25 protein-coding genes, 2 tRNA genes, 1 rRNA gene, 3 pseudogenes and 1 other annotated feature are annotated in these 23,973 nt (G+C 35.7%); of the genes and pseudogenes, 27 read left to right on the forward strand and 4 right to left on the reverse strand.

The window, feature by feature from the left end:
- The 10 genes and pseudogenes from rrf to mdrT all read left to right on the forward strand — a co-directional run.
- Positions 1–75 (forward strand): 5S ribosomal RNA (gene rrf, locus HCJ45_RS15165); the annotation flags it as partial.
- Between the two features lie 10 nt (positions 76–85).
- Positions 86–161 (forward strand) — tRNA-Asn (locus HCJ45_RS09915).
- Between the two features lie 27 nt (positions 162–188).
- Positions 189–261 (forward strand) — tRNA-Thr (locus HCJ45_RS09920).
- A gap of 80 nt (positions 262–341) precedes the next feature.
- Positions 342–440, forward strand: a pseudogene (locus HCJ45_RS15095) (peptidase); the annotation flags it as partial.
- A complete protein-coding gene (locus HCJ45_RS09925; RefSeq protein WP_187124697.1) occupies positions 440–811 on the forward strand; it encodes a DUF3221 domain-containing protein in 372 nt (123 codons plus the stop codon). The pseudogene HCJ45_RS15095 and the gene HCJ45_RS09925, both read left to right, overlap by 1 nt.
- Before the next feature lie 163 nt (positions 812–974).
- A pseudogene (locus HCJ45_RS09930) lies at positions 975–1,219 on the forward strand (hypothetical protein).
- A gap of 97 nt (positions 1,220–1,316) precedes the next feature.
- Positions 1,317–1,397 (forward strand): annotated as a pseudogene (gene rpsI / locus HCJ45_RS09935) (30S ribosomal protein S9); the annotation flags it as partial.
- Positions 1,398–1,665: 268 nt separating this feature from the next.
- Positions 1,666–1,935, forward strand: coding sequence for a DUF3116 family protein (locus tag HCJ45_RS09940; protein WP_185349132.1), 270 nt, complete (start codon positions 1,666–1,668; stop codon positions 1,933–1,935).
- 58 nt (positions 1,936–1,993) lie between these two features.
- Complete coding sequence (gene brtA, locus HCJ45_RS09945; RefSeq protein WP_187124698.1) at positions 1,994–2,881, forward strand: bile-regulated transcriptional regulator BrtA; 888 nt, start codon at positions 1,994–1,996, stop codon at positions 2,879–2,881.
- Between the two features lie 101 nt (positions 2,882–2,982).
- Positions 2,983–4,464 carry a cholic acid efflux MFS transporter MdrT gene (mdrT, locus tag HCJ45_RS09950; protein ID WP_187124699.1) on the forward strand — a complete coding sequence of 494 codons (1,482 nt, stop codon included), beginning with the start codon at positions 2,983–2,985 and terminating at the stop codon, positions 4,462–4,464.
- Between the two features lie 45 nt (positions 4,465–4,509).
- Here the strand turns inward: mdrT and HCJ45_RS09955 are convergent, their stop codons facing one another.
- Entirely contained in the window at positions 4,510–5,352 is an 843-nt protein-coding gene (locus HCJ45_RS09955) for an SAM hydrolase/SAM-dependent halogenase family protein (RefSeq protein ID WP_187124700.1), read from the reverse strand.
- A 68-nt stretch (positions 5,353–5,420) separates the two neighbouring features.
- Positions 5,421–5,666 (reverse strand) — a binding site (T-box leader).
- 176 nt (positions 5,667–5,842) lie between these two features.
- On the opposite strand from HCJ45_RS09955, the gene fdhF reads away from it, so the two are divergent.
- From fdhF to fdhD, 3 genes are all read left to right on the forward strand, one after another.
- Positions 5,843–8,830, forward strand: a complete 2,988-nt coding sequence (gene fdhF, locus HCJ45_RS09960) for a formate dehydrogenase subunit alpha (protein WP_187124701.1) — start codon at positions 5,843–5,845, stop codon at positions 8,828–8,830.
- The gene (locus HCJ45_RS09965; RefSeq protein ID WP_187124702.1) at positions 8,830–9,306 is read left to right on the forward strand and encodes a helical membrane plugin domain-containing protein; all 477 of its coding nucleotides are present in this window, start codon (positions 8,830–8,832) and stop codon (positions 9,304–9,306) included. The genes fdhF and HCJ45_RS09965 overlap by 1 nt, the downstream gene beginning before the upstream one ends.
- Positions 9,307–9,372: 66 nt before the next feature.
- Complete coding sequence (gene fdhD, locus HCJ45_RS09970) at positions 9,373–10,158, forward strand: formate dehydrogenase accessory sulfurtransferase FdhD (protein ID WP_185349126.1); 786 nt, start codon at positions 9,373–9,375, stop codon at positions 10,156–10,158.
- Between the two features lie 38 nt (positions 10,159–10,196).
- Here the strand turns inward: fdhD and HCJ45_RS09975 are convergent, their stop codons facing one another.
- On the reverse strand, positions 10,197–10,550 hold the full coding sequence (locus HCJ45_RS09975) for a winged helix-turn-helix transcriptional regulator (RefSeq protein ID WP_185381550.1): 354 nt from the start codon (positions 10,548–10,550) through the stop codon (positions 10,197–10,199).
- Between the two features lie 78 nt (positions 10,551–10,628).
- Between HCJ45_RS09975 and HCJ45_RS09980 the strand changes: the two genes are divergently transcribed.
- Positions 10,629–11,801 carry an alpha/beta hydrolase family protein gene (locus HCJ45_RS09980; RefSeq protein WP_187124703.1) on the forward strand — a complete coding sequence of 391 codons (1,173 nt, stop codon included), beginning with the start codon at positions 10,629–10,631 and terminating at the stop codon, positions 11,799–11,801.
- A gap of 86 nt (positions 11,802–11,887) precedes the next feature.
- On the opposite strand, the gene HCJ45_RS09985 is transcribed toward HCJ45_RS09980, so the two are convergent.
- Positions 11,888–12,766, reverse strand: a complete 879-nt coding sequence (locus HCJ45_RS09985; protein ID WP_187124704.1) for an alpha/beta hydrolase — start codon at positions 12,764–12,766, stop codon at positions 11,888–11,890.
- A 150-nt stretch (positions 12,767–12,916) separates the two neighbouring features.
- Here HCJ45_RS09985 and HCJ45_RS09990 point away from each other — a divergent pair, with 150 nt between their 5' ends.
- The 12 genes from HCJ45_RS09990 (at position 12,917) to HCJ45_RS10045 (ending at position 22,956) form a co-directional block, all read left to right on the forward strand.
- The gene (locus tag HCJ45_RS09990) at positions 12,917–13,708 is read left to right on the forward strand and encodes a Cof-type HAD-IIB family hydrolase (protein ID WP_185398255.1); all 792 of its coding nucleotides are present in this window, start codon (positions 12,917–12,919) and stop codon (positions 13,706–13,708) included.
- A 133-nt stretch (positions 13,709–13,841) separates the two neighbouring features.
- A complete protein-coding gene (locus tag HCJ45_RS09995; RefSeq protein WP_187124705.1) occupies positions 13,842–14,753 on the forward strand; it encodes a cation diffusion facilitator family transporter in 912 nt (303 codons plus the stop codon).
- Between the two features lie 48 nt (positions 14,754–14,801).
- Complete coding sequence (locus HCJ45_RS10000) at positions 14,802–15,068, forward strand: hypothetical protein (RefSeq protein WP_185349118.1); 267 nt, start codon at positions 14,802–14,804, stop codon at positions 15,066–15,068.
- Positions 15,069–15,165: 97 nt separating this feature from the next.
- Positions 15,166–16,158, forward strand: coding sequence for a zinc-binding alcohol dehydrogenase family protein (locus HCJ45_RS10005; RefSeq protein WP_187124706.1), 993 nt, complete (start codon positions 15,166–15,168; stop codon positions 16,156–16,158).
- Positions 16,159–16,160: 2 nt separating this feature from the next.
- Positions 16,161–16,685, forward strand: coding sequence for a dihydrofolate reductase family protein (locus HCJ45_RS10010; protein ID WP_187124707.1), 525 nt, complete (start codon positions 16,161–16,163; stop codon positions 16,683–16,685).
- A 1-nt stretch (position 16,686) separates the two neighbouring features.
- A complete protein-coding gene (locus tag HCJ45_RS10015; protein WP_185349112.1) occupies positions 16,687–17,319 on the forward strand; it encodes a nicotinamidase in 633 nt (210 codons plus the stop codon).
- A gap of 23 nt (positions 17,320–17,342) precedes the next feature.
- Entirely contained in the window at positions 17,343–17,957 is a 615-nt protein-coding gene (locus HCJ45_RS10020) for a DUF1648 domain-containing protein (RefSeq protein WP_185349110.1), read from the forward strand.
- 138 nt (positions 17,958–18,095) lie between these two features.
- Complete coding sequence (locus tag HCJ45_RS10025; RefSeq protein WP_187124708.1) at positions 18,096–19,757, forward strand: peptide ABC transporter substrate-binding protein; 1,662 nt, start codon at positions 18,096–18,098, stop codon at positions 19,755–19,757.
- A 154-nt stretch (positions 19,758–19,911) separates the two neighbouring features.
- Positions 19,912–20,235 (forward strand): YxeA family protein, encoded by a 324-nt coding sequence (locus HCJ45_RS10030; RefSeq protein WP_185349107.1) that lies wholly within the window; start codon positions 19,912–19,914, stop codon positions 20,233–20,235.
- Between the two features lie 23 nt (positions 20,236–20,258).
- Positions 20,259–20,459 (forward strand): hypothetical protein, encoded by a 201-nt coding sequence (locus tag HCJ45_RS10035; RefSeq protein WP_187124709.1) that lies wholly within the window; start codon positions 20,259–20,261, stop codon positions 20,457–20,459.
- A 314-nt stretch (positions 20,460–20,773) separates the two neighbouring features.
- The gene (gene lipL / locus HCJ45_RS10040) at positions 20,774–21,610 is read left to right on the forward strand and encodes a lipoyl-[GcvH]:protein N-lipoyltransferase (RefSeq protein ID WP_187124710.1); all 837 of its coding nucleotides are present in this window, start codon (positions 20,774–20,776) and stop codon (positions 21,608–21,610) included.
- A 23-nt stretch (positions 21,611–21,633) separates the two neighbouring features.
- Positions 21,634–22,956 carry an HD domain-containing protein gene (locus HCJ45_RS10045; protein ID WP_187124711.1) on the forward strand — a complete coding sequence of 441 codons (1,323 nt, stop codon included), beginning with the start codon at positions 21,634–21,636 and terminating at the stop codon, positions 22,954–22,956.
- 33 nt (positions 22,957–22,989) lie between these two features.
- On the opposite strand, the gene HCJ45_RS10050 is transcribed toward HCJ45_RS10045, so the two are convergent.
- The gene (locus tag HCJ45_RS10050) at positions 22,990–23,175 is read right to left on the reverse strand and encodes a 2-hydroxymuconate tautomerase (protein ID WP_221636609.1); all 186 of its coding nucleotides are present in this window, start codon (positions 23,173–23,175) and stop codon (positions 22,990–22,992) included.
- Positions 23,176–23,248: 73 nt separating this feature from the next.
- Here HCJ45_RS10050 and HCJ45_RS10055 point away from each other — a divergent pair, with 73 nt between their 5' ends.
- Complete coding sequence (locus tag HCJ45_RS10055; protein ID WP_187124712.1) at positions 23,249–23,902, forward strand: site-2 protease family protein; 654 nt, start codon at positions 23,249–23,251, stop codon at positions 23,900–23,902.
- Positions 23,903–23,973 lie beyond the last annotated feature (71 nt).

The following is a 23,973-nucleotide window of genomic DNA, read 5'->3' on the forward strand; positions in this document are numbered from 1 at the left end:
GAACACGGTAGTTAAGCTTCTCTGCGCCAATGGTAGTTGGGGGCTTCCCCCTGCGAGAGTAGGTCGCTGCCGGGCAATAAATTATTCCACAGTAGCTCAGTTGGTAGAGCAATCGGCTGTTAACCGATCGGTCGCAGGTTCGAGTCCTGCCTGTGGAGCCATTTTTTTTATTTAAAAGACTTTTTGCTGCCGCTTTAGCTCAGTTGGTAGAGCACTTCCATGGTAAGGAAGGGGTCGTCGGTTCAAATCCGACAAGTGGCTTAATGTAAAATATTGATACTCTAAGTGTTTCGCTAGTATGCGAAGCTTTTTTATTAGCTTAAAAATAACAAAACACCTTAAATGGATCAATTATTGGTGTTCATACACTAGGTAGCTCTGCTAACTCGGGTGTTAGAATCACACCTGCATTAAAATCGTTTATTGATGGAGTAAAATAATGAAAAAAACTATCAGCGTTATTATATTATTATTATTAATTTTAACTGCTTGTTCTAATAGTGATAGCAATACGAAAAAAGAATCAGCTGTTGAAGCTAGTGGTACAATAGAAAAAGTCGAATCGGCTTCAATATTAATTAAGAACTTTAAAGATAAATTAACGGATATTAATCCAGAAGAAGGAATCGAAATTTATTTTAATGTAGTGGATAAATATTATAATGAAGAAGGAAAAAAAATAAAAATCACTGAAATGAAAAGGAATGACAAAGTAACTATTGAATTAATTGAAGGCTATGAAATACAGGAAACATCACCAGCCGAAATAGATTCAAAGTATGTTAAGAAAATTATTAAGTTAAATGATTGATATTTATTTTCTGATATGTAGCGGATAGTAAGAATAAAAAGCAAGCATAATGATATAAGTCATTTAAAAATGGCTCAATTCATTAAGCTTGTTTTTCTCATAAATTTTAGTACTTTACACTTCTTGATGAAAAGAATGTTTGTTCACAGGAGGTTACCAAGAAATGACGAAAAAGTATAATTTAATGGATGATGATATCTTAGAATATTCGAAAGTGTTAGCAGACGCATTAAAACGCAATTGGACAGTTGAAATAGTGTTTTTAACGAATAATCATCACATGCGCTACAAGTATGTAGTGACTGTTCATATTAATCACGAAAAAACGCAGGTCAACTACAACGATTCGACGAGCGCATATTTGATATTAGTATAGAAGATATTATTTCTTGTGAGGATATGACGTGAGAGTATAATCATTTCTGCGGCATAGTAAATTCTTTTCATGGCATAGTCTCTGGCATAGAGAAATTTAAAACACAGTTAATTCTAGTTAAACAAATAGACCGTAAAACCCGGCATGAAAGAACGTAAAAAATACGGACTTAAAGGCGCTCATCGTGCACCTCAGTTCTCAAGACGTTAATATCAATGCTACTTTCCTCTATATAATAGAAAATGTAGTCGACGAATATAAAAACACCTTGCACAACACCTTAACGATATAATACAATATAAAACGAGGGAACATTGGATACCACTATAAGTAAACGAAAAAGCACGAAAAGAAACAAGGAGAAACTTAGTATTAGGGCCGGGGCGTCAGTTCAAGTCCGACAAATGGCTTAAAATAATCACTGGTATTCGTTGATATACGAAGCCTTTTTTGTTGTTTTGAAAAGGAGGGAAGATGTGTGTTACCGGAAAGTGAAATAATATATTCTATTCTTGTAATGATAAAAGATAAATCAGAGCAGAATCTTAATCTAGCGATAAAAGAAAATATTATTACAACTGGAAAGTATAAAATAACGAAAAATGAGTTCCTCTACACTGTTTATTGGCTTGAAGAAAACGGTTTTTTAAGACGAAAAGACAATACCAATGGAGGAATGAGCATAAACCAAAAATATATTTTGACTACGTTAGGAAAAGAATTTATTACCTATTATCAAGTAGCTTGAATAGGTAGTATAAATAGATTATACTTTATGTATAATATGTTGATAATGAGGTGTTTTTTTGAAGGAAAAGAAGCAACGGATTATTAAGTCGGCTAAAGAAGTGTTTCAAAAGCAAGGCTATTTAAAAACTTCTGTACAAGATATAGTAGATGCTGCGGAAATTTCTAAAGGGACTTTTTATAATTATTTTACTTCTAAAGAAGAGCTAGCAATTGTGATTTTTAAGCAAGAGTATTCTGTTTTACATCAACGGTTAGAGTATACAATGGCGCTTTCGGGGGAAAGAAAAGATAATTTTACTGAATGTTTGAAGATTATTATTCGTTTTTACACGGAAAATGGAGAAATTTTAAATATTACTTTCTCTCAGGCAATGATTGATGATGATTTTAATTCTTTCTTGCAAAGCGTGCGGCTTAAGAATATGGAGTGGGTGAAAAATCAACTATTAGAGGTTTATGGAATTGAAACGGCGCCTTATATTAATGATATAACGATGTTGCTTAGTGGGATGGCGGCAATGTATGTATTTGCGAATGGTAGTAAAAATATTGATTCTGGTTTAATTGATCGTGCAATCCCTTATGTGGTTAGAAGACTAGATGCACTTGTAAAGGATATTCTTTTGAGTGGTGAAATTGTTTTTACTGATGAAGATACTGAAAATTTAGTGCCTGACCATATAATGATGCGAAAAAAACGATTAGCTAAATTAAGAGAAGCATTAGAAGAACTTAGTACGGGGATTGATAATGCGGATATTGCTGATTCTGATAAATGGCAATATAAAGAATCGATGAATGCGTTGGTTGGTGAAATAAATAATAATGAAGCGCCTAGGGATTTCATGATTCAAGGGACTTTACTTTATTTAAAGCAACATGTACCATCTGATTTAACAAAAGAAGTAAATAAATTAGAACTATGTGTGAACGGGCTTCTATAATTTTTGGACTAATAGGTCATTTTTTATTGACTTGTTGGTCTTTTTTTATTATACTTCTATATATTCATCTGGAAATTTCCACATGGGAAGGGGTATTAATTTTGAATAGTACAGCAGTAGAACGTCCTGTTGATGTTAACGGGAAATCGTATAGTAGAAGTTTATTAGTAGTAACAATGATTATTGGGGCATTTGTAGCGATATTAAATCAGACGCTTTTAGCAACTGCGCTACCAATGATTATGGAAGATTTACACATTACAGCAGCAACTGGTCAATGGTTAACAACAGCTTTCTTGCTGACAAATGGGATTATGATTCCTATAACGGCACTTTTGATTGAAAAAATTAGTTCAAAAACACTATTTATTACAGCAATGACTGTATTTACAATAGGAACAATTATTGCTTCAATGGCGGATTCTTTCCCTGTGCTTTTAACAGGCCGGATTGTTCAAGCAGCTGGTGCAGGTATTATGATGCCGCTCTTGCAAACTATTTTCTTGCTAATTTTCCCGCGTGAAAAGCGTGGAGCTGCAATGGGGCTTATGGGGTTAGTAATTGCGTTTGCTCCAGCAATTGGACCAACTTTATCTGGTTGGATTGTTGATTCATATGATTGGAGAGTTTTATTCCTTATTCTAATTCCAATCGCAGTAATTGATATTATTTTAGCCTTTTTTGGAATGAAAAAAGTAGTTAAACTAACTGATACAAAAATTGATTTTCTCTCCATTGTTTTGTCCTCTATTGGTTTTGGAGCACTTCTTTATGGATTTAGTTCAGCTGGGAATGACGGCTGGGGAGATGCAACTGTTATAACTACACTGATTGTTGGTGTTGTAGTGATTGCACTATTTGTTTGGCGCCAACTTGTAATTGAAAATCCTATGTTAGAATTACATGTTTTTAAATATCCTGTGTTCTCGCTTTCTGTTATTTTAGGTTCCATTGTAACTATGGCAATGATTGGTGCAGAAATTGTGTTGCCGCTTTATATTCAAACAATTCGCGGTGAGTCTGCATTACAATCAGGTTTACTATTACTGCCAGGCGCGATAATTATGGGGATTATGAGCCCGATTACAGGGATTATATTTGATAAAATTGGTGCGAAATGGCTGACGATTACTGGGGTTACCATTTTAACAATTGGTACAATTCCATTTATGTTCTTAACAATTGATACGCCACTTTGGTATATTATAGTATTTTATGCGGTGCGGTTCTTTGGGATTTCGATGGCGATGATGCCAGTTTCAACAGCTGGGATGAATGCTCTTCCTAATCACCTAATTAATCATGGATCGGCGGTTAATAATACTATTAGACAAATTGCTGGTTCTATTGGTACAGCAGTCCTAATTACTGTTTTAACGAACGTAACAAAAGATAATATGCCTAGCAAAATGTTAGCGGGAACTGATCCAGCTGCATTTGCACAACAAGCACAAGATGCGAGCTTAGATGGTATGCGGGCTGCCTTTATGGTTGCGGCAATCTTTTCGGCTCTTGGGATGTTCTTGAGTTTCTTCCTTAAAAATAAGAAACAAGAACCAATCGTAAAAGAATATACGAAATAAATAAAACAGGCTTAAAAATCTTCATTAGATTTTTAAGCCTGTTTTTTATACTTTTTTCAAATTTACTTGCCAACTTGTACCAGTTCCTACTGAGTATGCATCAACAAATGATCCTTGATTGATACCTAAGCCAAGATTATCCAATGAATTAACATAGATAAGCGCCTCGCCAATACGTAAATCAGCGAATGAACGGCTATATGTTACGAAATTTTTATAAACTACGCGGTCATGGTGTTTGATTAGCACTTCTATGGAATCTCCGTATTTAGCATTAAGTTGTAAAAAATCAGCACGACGAATATTTGTCCAGAGATTTCCAAAGGGTCGGTCGATAATATCAATTGTTCCAAAAGCTTGCTCATTTTCTAAATAAGAATCGCTTAGACTTAAAGAGACAATCGAATCTATTGTAGCTTCTGGTCCAATATCTTCAAATTGAATGTTTCCAGCAGCAAGTCTGGCGGCAGTATAGGCGAAGATGTCTCGACCGTGAAATGTATGAGATGCTCCTGATTTTGGTAGACGATTCTTATTTTCATCAATCAAGCGAACAGCTTTGATTGTGCCATAATGTGCGATATGAGTTAAAGTTCCATTGTCTGGTGTGATAATATAATGACCTTCTTCTGTTAATACTGCAACACTGCGGCGTTTAGAGCCAACGCCAGGATCGACAATAGAAACGAAAATGGTGTTTTGAGGCCAATAGGTTACAGTTTGTAATAATCGGTAAGAAGCTTCCCAAATATTAAATTGAGGAATTTGATGCGTTAAATCATATATTTGCAAATCAACACTCACACTATTAATCACGCCGTACATTGCGCTAACGGCACCATCGCTTATACCAAAATCCGATTGTAATACAAGTATTTGCTTGGTCATTACACATTCCTCCATTTTCAAAAATTTAGAGCAAAATAAAAACTCACCCCAGTCCAATAGCTAACTTGGATAAGGGCGAGAAAAATTCACGCGGTACCACCTTAATTTATTCTCAGTTTAAACTGAAAACCTCAGATAAGTATGTATTTATACTTAAGGCGTTTGATAACGGACGCTAAACCCGTTGTGGCTTACTTAATTTCAGCGACAAAACTCAGAGGCCATATTCGGGAATTGTTTTTTGTTCCTTTTCAGCAAGGGGAACTCTCTTTTGGAAAAAACAGAATCCGTACTTTTCTCGTCATAGCTTTGTATAAAGAATACAGAAAAGTCAGCTAAGTGTCAATAAATAATGTACTGCTTGTGATGAGAAGTGCATAGTGGCGCTATTTGAGAATGGTTATCAGCTATCGTTTTACTGTGATTTTTAGATAATAACTGTTATAATGTAATCGGATTGTAACCGCTTTCTTTATGAGGAGGTAATTTGATGAGTACAAAAGTATCTGTACGGATTAATGGTGAGCAGCTTGATGTAACAGAAGGAACACGAATTTTAGATTATTTAAATGCAGAAGGAATCGAACATCCACATATTTGTTATAGTGAACAAATAGGACCAATTCAATCTTGTGATACGTGTATGTGTGAAGTGGATGGCGAACTAATGCGAGCTTGCAGTACAAAACTTGAAGAGGGAATGGAAATTAAAACGAATTCGGAAGTGGCAACGGATGCGCAATTAGAAGCAATGGACCGGATTTTAGAGAATCATTTACTCTATTGTACAGTTTGTGATAACAATAATGGTAATTGTAAAGTACATAATACAACAGAACTGCTTGGAGTGGAAAAGCAAGAACGACCTTACCGTGAAAAAGGCTATCTAAATGATTTTTCACATCCATTTTACCGTTATGATCCAGATCAATGTATCCTTTGTGGCAGATGTGTAGAGGCTTGTCAACAAGTACAAGTAAATGAGACGCTTTCGATTGATTGGGAGCGAAAAGAGCCACGAGTAATTTGGGATGATGATAAGCCGGCTAACTTATCTTCATGTGTTTCGTGTGGACTTTGTGCAACTGTTTGTCCGTGTAATGCGCTAATGGAGAAATCGATGCTTGGACAAGCTGGTTTTATGACCGGACTGGATGAAGATATGCTTGAACCAATGATTGACATGGTGAAAAAAGTGGAACCAAATTATCAAACCGTTTTTGCAGTATCAGAAATGGAAGCGGCAATGCGAGAAACGCGGACTAAAAAAACAAAAACAGTGTGCACTTTTTGTGGAGTGGGCTGTACATTTGAAGTTTGGACGAAGGACCGTAAGATTTTAAAAGTGGAGCCAACCGGAGAAGGCCCTGTAAATAAATTTGCTACTTGTGTAAAAGGGAAATTTGGTTGGGATTTTGTTAATAGTGAGAAACGTATTACAACACCGCTAATTCGAGAAGGAAATGAATTTGTTCCAGCGAGTTGGGAGGATGCAATTGATTTAGTTGCGACAAAATTACGTGAAATTCAAGCTAAATATGGAAATGATGCACTTGGTTTTATTAGTTCTTCCAAAACAACCAATGAAGAAAATTATTTAATGCAAAAGTTGGCTAGACAGGTATTTGAAACAAATAATATCGATAATTGTTCAAGATATTGTCAGGCGCCTGCTTCAGACGGTTTGACTAGAACGGTTGGTATTGGAGCAGATTCAGGAACTGTGGAAGATATTGAGACTGCTGGCTTAGTTATAATTGTTGGCGCATCTCCAGCAGATGGACATCCCGTACTAGCAAGCAGAATAAAACGAGCACAAAAAACGCGGGGACAAAAATTAATTGTATCTGACTTACGCAAACATGAAATGGCGGAGCGCTCAGATTTATTTATTCATCCAAAACAAGGAACTGACTTTGTTTGGTTAACTGCGGTAGCTAAATATATTATTGACCAAGATTGGCATGATAAGAAATTTATGGAAAGCCGGATTAGTAATGTGGAAGATTATCTAGAATTTCTTGAACCGTATACACTTGCCTATGCTGAAAAGGAAACTGGGTTATCTATTGAGACTCTGAAGGTAGTAGCAAAAATGATTTATGAAGCTGATGGAACAGCAGTTTGTTGGGGAATGGGTGTAACGCAAAATATTGCTGGTTCGCATACTTCTTCCGCAATTGCGAATTTACTTCTTGTGACGGGGAACTTTGGTAGACACGGAGCAGGAGCATATCCGCTTAGAGGTCATAACAATGTCCAAGGTGCATGTGACATGGGTTCGTTGCCAAATGTATTACCGGGAATTCAACCACTTGGGAATGAGGAAGTTCGCGCTCGTTTTGAAGCTGCGTATGGTGTCTCAATTTCACCTGAACCTGGACTGAAAAATAACGAAATGCTCGATGCGATTGAAGCTGGAACACTCCATTCGATGTATGTTATTGGTGAGGAAATGGCTTGGGTAGATTCAAATTCAAATCATGTACAGGAAATATTAGCCAGTCTTGATTTTTTTGTAGTTCAAGATGTCTTCCTTTCCAAAACGGCACAATTTGCGGATGTTGTTTTTCCAGCCGCACCGTCACTTGAAAAAGAAGGAACTTTTACTAATACAGAGCGTCGGGTACAAAGGCTTTATGAAGTATTAGAGCCGCTTGGTGATTCGAAGCCAGATTGGTGGATTATCCAAGAGGTGGCAAAAGCGTGTGGCAGAACTGATTGGAATTATACTCATCCAAGCGAAATTATGGATGAAATTGCTAGTTTAGCACCATTTTTTGCAGGAGTTCGTTATGACCGGATGCAAGGGTTTGAAAGTCTTGTTTGGCCAGTTAGCGCTGATGGAAAAGATATGCCACTTCTTTACGAAGAACGATTTAATTTTCCAGATGGTAAGGCGCAGTTATCAACACTGCCATATATTCCGCCTATTAATTTCCCAGAAGAGTATGATTTAACACTGAATAATGGTCGTTTGCTAGAACAATTTCATGAAGGCAACTTGACAGATAAATCAAAAGGGCTGGATTATAAATTACCAGAAGTTTTTGTAGAGGTTTCGCTGGAGCTTGCTAAAGAACGTGATATTGAAAGTGGCTCTCTGGTGAGACTAAGCTCTCCGTATGGACGGATTAAGCTTCGTGCGGTCGTAACAGAACGAATGAAAGGTAATGAAGTCTATGTTCCGATGCATTCTGTTAGTAGTGAAACAGCAGTAAACTTATTAACATCGAGTGCAGGAGATGTTAGAACAAAAACCCCAGCTTATAAACAAACAAAGGTGAACTTAACTGTACTTAAGAAAAATGGAAAAAACCCACTTCCAGACCATAATCCCCGCAATCGAAAACGTTTCCCGCAAAATGGGGCAGAAGTGGAGCGTAAATGGTCAAGGGAAGATTATCAGCCAATTTCTAAAGTGAACTGTGCATGTGGTGGGAATTGTGGTTGTGGCGGAAAAGGGAGGAATCATTAATGGCAGAACCAATTTCAACAATTCGGGATACAACGAAATCACCTGAAGAGCTAGAGAAGGAACGTTTAGCACAGATGAAGGCAGATATTGTGGAAGAAAATTCTGGATTTTTAGAGATGGTGGAAACGGTCAAACTTTTGCAAGAATCAGGTGCTCTGGAAGCCTTAAATAGTGCAATTAAAGCACGTGGAGATATAACAAAAACATTTTTAAATGAATGGCGAAAAGAGCCGATGACAAATGCGATTAATAATATGATGATTTCAAGTAAACTCCTAACAGATGCAAAGCCGGAACAGACGGAGCAAATGATTGCTAATTTAAAAAATGCTGCAAAACAAGCAGAAGAAAGCGCGAAAAGGGAAGAAATTATGGGAATGCTCGCGATGATGAAAGCACTCAAAGATCCAGACGTCAACCGAGCATTACGTTATGGCATAACATTTTTAAAAGAAATCGGCCAAACTTTAAAATGAATTAAAATGCAGCGAGACTCTATTCCCAAGAGTCCGCTGTTCCTGTTTAGAAGGGAGAATGCTCATATGGAAAAGGTTTCGCTACAAAAAATTCGCAGGTTTGATTCGGGAAATTTTATGGAAATGGAATCTAGTGTTGCTACCGAATATCCGCTAACAATTTATGTTAATGACATTGAACTTGTGACAATTGTTTGCACGCCAGAATATTTAGAGGACTTAGTGGTCGGCTTTTTGACTTCGGAAGGAATTATTCGTGGTCCAAAAGATATTGCTTCGGTTGATATTATTGAATCAACTGGACATGCCAAAGTGACGGCACATTTTGTAAATGAATTCAATGCGAAGTACCGTGGTAAGCGTTATATTACTTCGTGTTGCGGCAAATCTCGAGAAAATTTTTACTTTCAATCGGATGCTTCGTTAGTTAATGTAAAATCGAATATTCTGCTTCAATTGACAACGGACGATATTTTTCAATTAATGGAAAAATTTGAAGAGAATTCTGCTACTTTTCATCAAACGGGCGGGGTTCATAATGCGGCACTCTGCACTACTTCAGAAATTATTTATAGTCGAATGGATATTGGACGTCATAATGCACTTGATAAAATATACGGACGAGCATTGCAGGATGGCATAAATATGGAGGATAAAGCAATTATTTTTAGTGGGCGCATCTCCTCAGAAATTCTCGTTAAAACTGCTAAACTTGGATGTGGAATTATTTTATCGCGCTCTGCTCCAACTGAGCTTGCAATTCAAATGGCAGAAGAATTGCAAATTACAATGGTTGGTTTTATTAGAGGAAATAGATTGAACGTATATTCTGGATTTGATCGAATCCATTAAAAAAAGCAGCCAATTAGCTTCGTTGGCTGCTTTATTAATTATTTAAAAAAGTTTTTTCGATTATTTTGGATTAGTTCTTCATTGTCTCGTAGCCAACTTTTAATATTATCTAAAATAAATAAACTACTTTTTCCTAATTCAGTTAAACTATAGTAGACTGGGAAACCATTAGATGTTTCACCGTTTTTTTGAACTATACCTGAAGCTTGCAAATTAATTAGGTTTTCATTTAACACTTTTCTAGATACGCCAGTCATTTTTCGCTCCAATTCCGCAAAATGATAAGGCCGTTCAGATAATAATATCAAAATAAAAGGCACCCATTTTCCAAGAAGTGGTAACGCTAATTCTCTAAGTCTTAAGTCATCTGGAACATGCTCATTTTGATGCACCTAAAAGTAACCTCTTTTCTATAAGGAAATAATTGACTATAATCATCATTATAACATAGACAAGGGGAATCCAACTTTATGAAAAGTCATTTTTTTAAAACATTTGAATTTGAATTTGAAACGACCAGATTACTTTGGTATACACCTTCTGGAGGCGCAGATTACGGAGAAGTAGCCGCGGTAACAGAAAAAATAAAAGATGGCAATTATGAATCGTGGTATCGAGAATGGACGAAATTCGCAAAAACGTTAGAAGAGCGAGCTAGTCATTTTCATTCCAATGAAAGTAAAGGGGATGCCTTATTTCGCTCAAGCAGATATTATCAAGCAGCAGAATTTTTTTTACCTCCTAAAGATAGTCGGAAAATAGCCGTCTATACTAAATCGGTGGACTTATTTTATCAAGGATTGGCACTAAAAAATGTTGCATATGCGGAACATAACATTGAATTTGCTACAACTAATTTAAGAACGTTATATTTTAAAACAACAAAACCGTCAAAAGGAACTTTCTATATATGTGGTGGCTTCGATGCGCTTTTGGAGGAGCTTTATTTTACCAATGTCAATGCTACGTTAGCAAATGGTTATGATGTTGTTTTATATGAAGGACCGGGGCAATCAGATGTAATTCGAAAAGCAGGTTTACCGTTTATAGCAGATTGGAATAAAGTGGTAAAAGTGGTAATGAGTTATTATAAGGAAAAAGTAGGGCTAAGTGGTGACCGAATCGGTGTTGGAATATCCCTTGGTGGTTTACTTCTTTCGAGAGCAGCTAGTTTAGATGAGACATTATTTGATAAAATTATTTTGTATAATTATTTTCCTTCTATGCTGGACTCTTTAAAAAAACCATTACCATTTTTCTTACATTCATTTTTAAAAAAGGGATTTCCGACACCTTTAGAAAAAATAGCTTCTTTTTACATTGCACATAGTCCTTTTTTAAATTGGCAAGTAGAACATGCAAAATGGGTTTTTGGTGCAAACTCATTAAATCATTTACTACAAATTTGTAGTGAATTTAATGAGGAAATTGCATATGAAAAACTGCACACGGATACATTGATGTTTGTTGCGGAGAATGAAAATTATTATAATTATCAACTTGGAGAGCATTTTTTTGAACAAATTCCAGCAAAAAATAAAAAACGGATATTATTTAATAAGGAAAACTTTTCATCGGATTTACACTGTCAAAATGGGGCTTCGTATGATGCCAATGATCAAATTTTTTTATGGTTAACATAATGAAAAATGCCTGCTAATTTTTATAAGCAGGCATTTTCTTATTTTTCAACAGGGGCAAGGAGTGCAACATCAATCGTTAAAACGCCTTATTCGGAAACTAGTGTGGTAATGTTTTTATCAGAATGAAAGTTTTCTAAAAACCAATGCACTTGTTTAATGCTTTCTGGTGTCTCATGCAAAGTTTGGTGAACAGCGGTATTTCCAGTTTGTAAATTTTCAATGTAAACTTTAGCGTTGGGCGGTACAAATAATCTAGCGGCAAGCGAACTGTTGGTTGGGACAATGCCATCTGTTGCATCGCCTTTTTCGCTTAGTTTGCCAGCAATGGAAAGCATTTCAAGATTAGAATCTAGTTTTGTTTTATTATCCAAAAAATATGTCATTTGTGTTGAATAATTTGGTAATGATTTAAAATGAAGACTGCCGGCATTATCATTAGAGTTTAAATCGTTAAAAGGAGCGCCGATTGCGATTAGTTTTCGTAAAGTTGGAACGGTTTTGTCAGTACTACTATTCATAGCAAGATAAGTGAGTGCGAGACCGCCGTTTGAATGACCAACGCCGTCCATTTGCACGAAACCATAGCGGGATTTTAAGTCGGCAACAGCGATATGCAACCATTTAGCCCATTTATCTGGAGTAGCTTGATTTTTATCGAAACCAAGCTTAATAATCGGGCGCTTAGCATCAGCCGTTAGTTCGCCTTGATAAGCTATTTGTCCATTTTCGCTAATCGACATTGTTAATTCCCCTTTTGAGCTAACAAAATCATTGGTTAAGTGGTCGGCAATTTCATCTAATGAGTGTGTATCACCACCACTACCATGAATGAGGAGAATAGGTATTTCTGCTTTTAAATCAACTTTCGGGGGCGCGGTGTCTTTGGGATCCTCGCTATTTTGGCAAGCGCTAAGAATTAAAGTGCCAATAAGCAAAATCAAGATGGTAGTAAAATATTTTTTCACTAATTATCTGCCTCCATTCCAGTTAAGTATACCAAATATCAACGTGACAATCATGTGAAACTCGTCTATAATCGAGGTACATAATAATGGATTTTTAGAAAGGTGCGAAAACAATTGACAAAGAGTAGGATAGATACAGTTATTACAGATATGGATGGAACTTTATTAGTAAAAAAAGGAGATCAAATTCATCCGCTAAATAAAGAAGTTTTAATGGATTGGCAACAAAATGGCAATAAACTCTTTTTAGCTACTGGGCGATTAGATTTAGCAATTTTACCATTTATCCATGAACTTAAAATCAAAACACCAGTTATTTCTTGTAATGGTGGGCTAGTAAGAGATTTTTCTACAGGTGAAATTTTATATAAAAGTAATATTGAACTAGACTTAATAAAAACAGTTTTAGAAACGCTTCAACCACTGGGCGTTAATTACCATATTTATACGACTGAACGAATTATTGGACCAACAAACACTGGTAAAATTGCCTTTTTCAATGAGTTAAATAAAACTTTACCAGAAGACGAACAAGTTCCAATTACTTTAACAACCGATCCATTTAGCGTGCTTCGAGATGGAGAATTTCCGCTAAAAGTATTAGTGATTGAATCAGATGAAACAAAACGGATAGCCATTAAAGCCGCTTTACAAGGATTGCCTTTATCTGTTCTTGCTTCTGCTTCCAACCTAATTGATATTATGAATGAAGGGATTGATAAAGCAAAAGGGCTGAAATATCTAGCTGAAAACGGTTATATCAATCTAGACTCTACAATAGCTTTTGGGGATAATGAAAATGATGTTGGTATGATTGAATTAGCCAAAATTGGTGTTGCGATGGAAAATGGTATTCCTCTAGCTTTAGAAAAAGCAGATAAAATCGCTAAACATCACGATATTGGTGGCTTAGGACTCTTTATGCAAGAAGAAATTTTATAAAAATGAGCGCCTTTAGACAGGATAAAATGAGTCTAAAGGTTCTTTTTTTAGAATATGGCTTGATTTAAAAATGTATATATGCTAACATGTGCATATAAAAGAAATTAGTTGTTCATAGAGAGGGAGTAATCATATGGCACATAATCATGATCATGCACATGGACACAACCATAACCATGCGCATAACGCGAATAAAAAAGCACTTTTTACTAGTTTTATTCTAATTGCTACATTTATGGTAGTGGAAGTTATTGGGGGTATTATGACCAATAGTTTAGCGCTACTTTCTGATGCAGGTCATATGCTGAGTGATGCAGTAGCACTTGGTTTAAGCCTTGCAGCATTTAAATTTGGAGAAAAAGCAGCAAATGCAAACAAAACTTATGGTTATAAGCGGTTCGAAATATTAGCTGCCTTTTTGAATGGATTAACACTTGTCGGGATTTCTGTCTTTATTTTTTACGAAGCAATTGGTCGTTTTTTTAACCCTCCACAAGTAGTTGGCCCAGGAATGATGACGATTGCTGTGATTGGTTTACTCGTTAATATTTTAGTTGCATGGATTTTAATGAAAGGTGACACCAGTGGGAATTTGAATATGCGTAGCGCGTTCTTGCACGTACTTGGTGATTTATTAGGTTCTGTTGGAGCGATTGTTGCAGCCTTACTTATAATTTTTCTTGGTTGGAATATTGCTGACCCAATAGCTAGTGTTATCGTTGCGATGCTGATTTTAATAAGTGGTTGGCGTGTGCTCAAAGACGCTGTTCATATTTTGATGGAAGGAAAACCTGCAAATGTGAATATTGAGGAAGTGAAAACCTTTTTTGAAAATCAAGACGGAGTAGAATCGGTCCATGATTTACATGTTTGGGCGATTACTTCTGACTTTAACTCATTGACGGCACATCTAACAGTAAAAGAAGATGCTGATCGGGATAAAATTTTGGCAGAAATTGAAGCGTATTTACGAGAAAATTACTCATTAGAGCATAGTACAATTCAATTAGAAGGAAGTCACACACACCATCATCACTGCAATTAATACAACTTCATGATATGATTGAGATATTAATCAGAGGAGTTGATTTAGATGGAAGAACAAGTTGATTTAGGTCATTTTTTGAAAAAAGCTTTTATCGTTATGATTGCTCTAACTTTAGTATTTATAGGGATTTTAGCAACACTTACTATCATTGGTGTAATTATTGCAATTCCACTACTTAAAAAAGGAAGTAACATGCTCCTTCAGAAAAAAGAAGGCGCAGAACATTCTCATGGTGGAAAATTAAAAATCAAATGTCCAGCTTGCCATGCTAAAATGAAGTTTAAAGATAGTGAGCTTTTAGATGAAAAATAAGTTTTAAAGCCTTCTCTAAAAAATTAGGGAAGGCTTTTTTTGTTAAATATGCATTATTTTAAAAAATTCGGGAAAAGAAAACAAGAGGTGTTGTCTGATGAAAATAGTAGGATTAGAAAAGTCATCAAGTGATTTTATAGATATGGAAGTTGCACAGCCAGTTCCTGAAAAACATGATTTATTAGTAAAGATTACTGCGATTTCTATTAACCCTGTGGATACAAAAATGCGAGCAGCTAATAATACAGATAATTTGAAAATTTTAGGCTGGGATGCAGTTGGAGAAGTGGTGGATATTGGAGCTAACGTCACTTTGTTTGAACGAGGACAAGAGGTATATTTTGCTGGAGATGTCACAAGACCAGGCACATACGCTGAATTTACATTGATTGATGAACGATTAGTTGGAATAAAGCCAAATACCTTAAAACAAGAAGAAGCTGCGGCCATGCCACTTACGACGATTACAGCATGGGAAGCATTATTTGATAGATTGGAAATTACTACAAAAGATAAAGGGAAAACAATTTTAATTATCAATGGTGCTGGCGGTGTGGGGTCAATAGCCACTCAACTAGCTGCAAATGCAGGGCTAAATGTGATAGCAACGGCTTCAAGAACAGAGACTATCAATTGGACAAAGCGTTTTGGCGCAAATGATGTAATTAATCATCGTGAGAATTTAACCAAACAGCTAAAAGAACTTGGCTTTATACAGGGCGTCGATTTTATTTTATGTCTACACAATACAAATGCACATTGGGACGATATGCAAGAAGCTATACGCCCACAAGGAAAAATTTGCTCTATTGTCGAATTAGCAGAACCTGTAAAGATGTCTCTATTAAAAGATAAAAGCGCCACATTTAGTTATGAATTTATGTTCACTCGTTCCAAATATGATACAGAAGACAAAATTAAACAGCATGAAATCTTAACAAATGCAGCACAATTGTTTGATAAGGGCATACTTAAGTCAACATTAAATAAAGTTTTATCACCAATAAATGCAGCAACTATAGAAGAAGCACATGAAATTATCTTATCTGGTCAAATGATTGGAAAATTAGTGGTGAAAGGATTTGAGTAGCAATGAGTGGAAAACAAGTATCATTATATATTGCAGTTAGCTTGGATGGTTATATTGCCGATGAAATGGGAAGTGTAGAATGGCTAGAATCAATTGATAGTGAAGGTGATGCGGGATATGAAGCCTTCTTTGATAACGTAGATACGGTTGTGATGGGACGAACGACATATCAACAAATTTTTTCACTTACAGATACTTTCCCATACAGTAAAAAAGATGTCTATGTTTTTTCTAATACAAAAGCAGGTACCAAAGATGAATATGCTGATTTTGTCACAGGGACAGTGGATACATGGCTAAATAATATTGATGGTGAAAAAATCTGGCTTGTTGGTGGGGCGAAATTAGTTAAGCAATTTTTGAAAGAAAAAGCGATTGATCGTTTTGTAATAACAATTGCTCCGATTATTCTAGGAAAAGGTATCCCTTTATTTGAAGAAGATAAAGAACATGCGCTAGAACTTGAAGGAGTCAGTCATTTTGGTCAATTTGCGCAGTTGACTTATAAAAATTTGGAGGAAAATTAAAATGAAAATTGCAGCTTTTGATATAGATGCACAAAAAGGATTTTCACCACTTTGTCCAGAAGAGCTACCTGTGCCAGAAGGTGATAAAATTGTTCCAGAACTAAACTTTATGGCAAGCCTTGCGTCTGTTCGAATAGGTAGTAAAGACGCACACCCTCAAAATGCAGTATGGGTAGTGGATTCAAAAGAAGAGATGTTAGCCACGCTTGATTATCCTAATGCAGATCTTACTTGGGTTAGGCACTGTGAACCTGGGACAAAAGGCTTTGAACTACTGGATGGTTTGCCGCAAGTGACAGATTATAATTATTTCATTTGGAAAGGGATGGAACGAGATATTCATCCATATGGAGCGTGTTATCACGATATTCTTGAACAGCTTTCAACAGGCGTTTTAGAATATTTGCGAGAAGAAAAAGTAGATTTGGTTCTTGTTGGAGGTTTAGCATTTGATTTTTGCGTGAAAACTACGGTTATACAGTTAAGTAGGGCAGGCTTTTCTGTATTAGTATATTTACCCGCGACACGTGCGTTATCTGAACAAGGTTTTGATGAAACGAGAACACAGCTAGCGAATACCCATAAAGTTCAACTTATCGAAACGAGGGAAGAACTTGTCGCCTACTGCCAATAATTTTATTGGATGAGGTGAGGGGAATGAGGAAAGTCGGATTATTTCCAAGTATGATAATTTTTTTCACAGTAGGTATTTCTGCTGTGTTATATCCGCTACTACCAGCTGAAGTGGCAGTACATTTCGGTACGGATTTCTCCCCAGATATGTTTATGCAGAAATGGTTAGGGCTAATTATGATCCCTTTTTTGATGATTATGTTTACAGGAACAGAATATTATGGCAAAGAAAAAGTGAATCAAGAGAGCTTATTGGAATTTGAATATTGTTTTAGACTCTTATTAGTACTGCTTACAATAATTCAAATGAGTATTATTCTTTACGCTTTAGGTTATGATATACCAACTGGTCGTTTTTCATTAGTTACAGCTGGAGCATTTATGTTAGTACTTGCAGCATACATTCAATACTCTAAAAAACTATTTAAATTTTTAACTATGATAGGTTTTAAGAAAATAGATGCATGGTCAAGAAACTTACTTAGAAAAATTACAACTGTTACACTAAATATAGCTGGTACAATTTGTTTTGCGCTTGCATTATTGATGCGAAATGATCCAAGTTATTTAATGTTAGCAATGTTAATGGCGATGTGTATTATTGTAGTAGGTTCGGGTGTTTATCTGAATAAGAAATGAAAGATATAACAGTTTATATTTACAATTAGTACAGTTTCGGTTTATAATGGTGGCGGAAGTTCTGCATGTAAGTTTGGCAGGGATTCCGTCATTTTTTTGCGTATATCAAAAGCGCTTACAAAAAAAGGAGGAAAAATTTTGCATAAAACAGCCAGAAAAATGTTAGCGGCACTTAGTTTGCTATGTTTACTTGTACTTACAGCTTGTCAGTCTGGCGATAATGGGGAAAAAGAAAGTGTAAAATCAGAACAGAAACCAAAAGTAGTTAATATTATGGAAACGAGTGGAATTCCAAATGCGAGTCCAACACTTGCAGATAATAGTGTGAGTTTCCGTGTAATCAATCAAATATTTGAAGGGTTATATCGCTTAGATAAAGAAGGTAAGCCGGTTCTTGCTCTTGCAGCCAGCGAACCAGAAGAGAAAAATGACGGGAAAACGCTTATTTTTAAAATTCGTAAAGATGCTAATTGGTCAAATGGCGACTCTGTGACGGCAGCTGATTTTGAATATGCGTGGAAAAAAGTAGTAGATCCAAAAACTGCGGCAGCATATGGACCTCAAATGGAAGAAATCGTTAAAAATGCAACACCAATTTTAAAGGGAGAAATGTCTCCAGATGAGCTTGGTATTAAAGCATTAGATCAAAAAACATTACAAATTGAATTAGAAAACCCAGTTCCCATTTTTAAAGAACTACTAACTACTGGAACATTTTTTCCGCAAAATCAAGCATTTGTAGAGAAGCAAGGGGACCGTTATGGAACAAATAGCGACACACTTATTTCGAATGGACCATATAAACTTAAAAACTGGAATGGAACTAATTTAACCTGGGATTATATTAAAAATCCAACTTATTGGGATGAAAAAAATGTTACAACGGAGAAAATTCATGTAAACGTCGTAAAAGATACAAATGCAGCGCTAAATTTATATAATACAGGGAAATTAGACCGTGTGGAGCTTGATGGGGAATTTGTAAAACAATATAAAAATGATAAAAACTTCCATAAAGAAGCAACTGGACGCTCTGTTTATATGAAAATGAATCAAGGGAAAGACGGAGAAAAAACGGATTTAGCAAACTTGAATTTACGTCGTGGTTTAGCAATGGCAATTAATAAAGCGGGAATGGTGGATACGTTATTAGCAAATGGCTCTAAAGCGTTAAATGGCAATGTTCCAAGTGGGATTATGTTTGATCCGGAAACGAAAGAAGATTTCCGAAAGCAAAATGGCGACTTGCTAAAATTTGATCTACAACAAGCCAGAAAAGCATGGAATCAAGGGTTAAAGGAAATTGGTAAAACAGAATTAACACTTACATTAACAAGTGGTGACACTTCCTTACAACGCAAACAAACAGAATTTATTCAAAACCAATTAGAAGAAAATTTACCTGGTTTAACGATTAAATTAAAAAACATTACTAATCAAGCAAGTTTTAAAGCAGATGTCACTCAAGATTTTGATATTTTATTAGGTGGTTGGGGTGGCGATTATCAAGACCCATTAACATATCTAAACCTATTTTTAACCAATAGTCCAGGAAATCATACGGGTTTTTCTAATCCTAAATATGATGAGCTAGTCCTTGGCGCTAAAGGAAATCTATCAACAAATCCAGAAAAAAGGTGGCAAGCATTACTTGAAGCAGAGCAAATCTTACTAAAAGAGAATGCGGTACTTATTCCACTTTATCAAGGCGGACGCGCATATTTACAAAAGAGTGATTTAAAAAATTATACAACTTATCCAATCGGCTCGGAAAACTATAAATGGATAGAGAAACATTAAGAAAAAGTGAGTTTAGGTCAAATCCTAGACTCACTTTTTTTAAGTTGAATTAAAATAAGACTTAGGATGTACCAATTTTCAGCCTGTAGCCGTTCGTTCATTCCAAGGGAGTCTTCTATAATAAACTTATCAACAAAAAAGGAAGGTAAAAGCAATGAAAAAGGGAATTTTTGGTTTATTGGCTGCACTTTTTGTCATAACGATGGTTGTAATCGAATTTTCGGCACCAATTGGCTCAGCAGCAAATACATACTACGTTACAATCAAAAGCGATGGCAAAGAAGTAACTAAGTCAAAATTCAAGGGTTACTCTTTCAACGAATCGTGTCTAGATAATAATGGAAACAGTCAAAAGGTTAACTTTATGTCTACCACACAACTCAAAAAAAACAAACAATATAAAATCGTCGTACAAGACAATGAGTTGCTCGTTCAAGCCAAGGAAATTAATAGCGTTCCACTTGCAAGTAGTAAATAATTTAAGGAAAAGAGGAAATTATCATGAATAAATTTTGGAAAATATTTTTCACAGTTATTTTAGGGATTATTGCACTTAATATTGTATTAAAGGTTATTGGTATTACATTACACTTCCTTTTCCCAATTTTAATTTTAGGTGGAATTGGATACCTGCTTTATCGTATGTGGGGGAATAACACAAAATCTTCTAACCGTAATAAAGAAGATCGTTACGACTGGTAAAATAATTAGCTAAAAAAGCTCCCTAGGCTTTTAGATAGAACCTAATTTCTTTATAGAAGTTAGGTTTTTTTGTATGCTAATTTTGTTATAATAAAGAAAAGGAAATGAGGCGATCGAAATGAAAAAGGATATAATTGCAAAAACCATTGTTATATCAATCATTACAGCGCTAGTTTTCAACATCAAGCGAAAAAAAGTAAAATAGCTACGTAAAAAACATAAATAATGATTAAATGGCTATTTTAAGCCGTTTTCAACTAAAATCATCACTAGTATGCTATAATAACAAAAAGAAAATCGTGGAGGATATAGTGATGGATATCGAACGAACTTTACTAAAACAAGAAAAATGGCGCTTTATTGATAATACAACTATTAACCCAGCTTTTGATGCAATTCAATCGTTTGCTACAGATGATACGTTATGCCGTTCAGTAGGGGCGAGGTTAGCTCCTTCAACTGTTCGTGGCTGGGTTCATGAAAAGACAGTTTCGCTTGGAATACAAGATTCTAAGTTGCCAGATATAGATAAAGGTATTGCTTTTTTACAAGAGCAAGGTTACCGAGTGGTTGTTCGCAATTCAGGTGGTTTAGCGGTAGTGCTTGATTCTGGCGTGTTAAATCTTTCAATCGTGCTTCCAGATGCTGAACGAGGAATTGCAATAGAGCGCGGCTATGAAACAATGTTCACACTTATTAAAGACATGTTTGTTGATTGTAAGGAAGTAATCGAAGCGAAGGAAATTGTCCATTCTTACTGCCCTGGAAGCTATGACCTTAGTATTCAAGGACAAAAATTTGCTGGCATCTCCCAGCGAAGGATGGCTAAAGGTGTGGCTGTTCAGATTTATTTAGCAGTAGATGGCGATCAAACTGCACGCTCCACATTAATTCGAGATTTTTATACAATTAGTGGAAAAGATAAGCAATCGAAATATACTTTTCCAGATGTCGATCCTAAAGTGATGGGAACATTATCAGATTTAATGAAAGAAAATATGGATGTAAATAGCTGTTTAGTTAGGTTATTCAATAGTTTACGGCATTATGCAGGAGAACTTGTGTCGGGAACACTTACAGCAGAAGAGCTTGATCTTTTCCCAGCATACTATGATCGGCTAATCATAAGGAATAACAAAGTACTTACCTAGAAAACACGAAAGGAGAGCGGCACATGAGTTATTTAACAGAGAAACTACTTGAAGAAAAAGTATTTAAAGACCCAGTTCATGGTTATGTCCATGTTTCTGACAGAGTGATTTGGGATTTAATTGCGACAAAAGAATTTCAACGTTTGCGACGAATTCACCAGCTAGGTACGACATCGCTCACTTTTCATGGCGCTGAACATAGCCGTTTTAATCATTCGTTAGGTGTATATGAGATTATACGGCAAATTATTGATGTCACCTTTGCAAAAGAAACTCAGTTAGATGAAGAAGAACGCCTGATTGCTTTATGTGCTGCACTTTTACATGATTTAGGTCATGGTCCATTTTCTCATGCTTTTGAAAAAGTGTTTGGAACAGACCACGAAGAGTTTACACAAGAAATTATTATTGGAAATACAGAGGTTAGCGCTGTTTTAGCACGTGTTGGGGAAGATTTTCCGTTGAAGGTAGCTGCTATCATTAAGAAAAACTATCCAAACCAAACGCTAGTAAAGTTGATTTCAAGCCAAATTGATGCGGATCGTATGGATTACTTATTACGAGATGCTTATTATACGGGTGTTAGTTATGGAAAGTTTGATATAGAGCGGATTTTACGGGTACTGCGGCCAAGTCCAGATGGTAATGGTGTGATAGTGAAATACTCTGGAATGCACGCCGTTGAGGATTATATTATGAGTCGCTATCAAATGTACCAACAAGTGTATTTCCATCCTGTAAGTCGTAGTGGGGAAGTATTGCTATGGAAAATTTTAGAACGTGCTAAAAAACTTTATTGTGCTGGGTACGAGTTTCAAGTTTCACCGATTCAAGTATTACCTTTTTTTGAAGAGGAAGTTGATTTAGAAGAATATCTTATTTTAGATGATATTGTTTTAATGTTCTATTTTTCAATTTGGCAAAAAGAAAATGATCCGATTTTAAGCGATTTATGTCAGCGTTTTTTAAATAGAAGATTGCTTAGATACCTTAACTATAATCCAAAAGAAGATGCGGAACTTTATGCGGAACTTAAGGGGTTGCTTGAAAAAGCAGATATAGATCCATCCTATTACTTAGTCATCGATTCCTCTTCTGACTTACCATATGATTACTATCTTCCAGGAGTTGGTAGTGGTAAAGATCCGATTAAGTTATTGATGGGAAACGGTGAGTTACATGAATTATCGACAGAGTCTCCGGTTGTAGAAGCGATTGGTAGAGAACGTCGAACCGATATTAAATTATATTACCCGCTAGATTTTATTGAAAGCGGTCAAGTAGACTCAGAAACAGCTGAGAGAATGATTTCTTTAATTCATGCGCATTCTCTAAAGGGCAAATAAAAGAAGCACGGTAAAACCCTGCTTCTACTACTTTTAAATATCTGATTTTCTTACGCCGCCAACACCGTAATCTGTTTTTTTCATTTCTTGTAAAATGACATGGATATTTTCTTTAGGAGCTTGTAAATTTTTGGAAACGACTTCCGTTACTTCGCTAACTAAGGCTTTCTTTTGTTCATCATTGCGTCCTTCTAAGAATTGAATAGTAACAAATGGCATGTTCTCACCTCGATAAATGTTTTTCTCATTATACCACATAAAAATTATCCATTAAATGATAAAGGAGGCGCTTATGCCTAGTTTTCTTGCTTATCCGCTTGAACTTATTCCCTATGTTTTAGTTACTTTATTAATTGCCTTTACAATCCATGAGTGGGCACATGCGTTAGTAGCGCTTGCCTTTGGTGATGATACAGCCAAAAATCAAGGGCGTTTATCTTTAAATCCACTTGTGCATATTGATTTATTTGGTTTATTAATGATTTTAATTGCTGGTTTCGGTTGGGCTAAACCAACTCCGGTCAATCGTTTTAAATTAAAGAAAAGACGTCTTGGCAGTATTTTGGTTTCACTTGCAGGTCCAATAAGTAATTTGGTGCTCGCAGTAATTGGTGTCGGTTTTTATGCTCTGTTTCTGAACTTTGATTTTTTCGCATACGGTTCAGTAGTAGAAACATTTTTAATGATTTTTGTGCAATTAAATATCGTTTTATTTGTATTTAACTTAATTCCACTTCCACCTTTGGATGGCTACCAGATACTAGTGGAATTCTTGCCAATGTCTGCTAGGGCTAAACTTGAGCCAGTGGAACGTTATGCAATGCTTATTTTCCTTGTTATTGTGCTAACACCAATTTCGGATTTCACTATTCAACCAATTTTTAACACGGTTATTCCGTTTGTTTTTAACATAATATTAACGATTTTCGGTCTAACCTCATTTTAACCTGTTGCTTTTCATGCTATTTTTAACTATAATATAATGCGTCTATTCTTCTGACCGGAAAGGGGTAAATA

It is taken from the genome of Listeria immobilis, from assembly GCF_014322845.1.
Classification (GTDB): domain Bacteria; phylum Bacillota; class Bacilli; order Lactobacillales; family Listeriaceae; genus Listeria; species Listeria immobilis.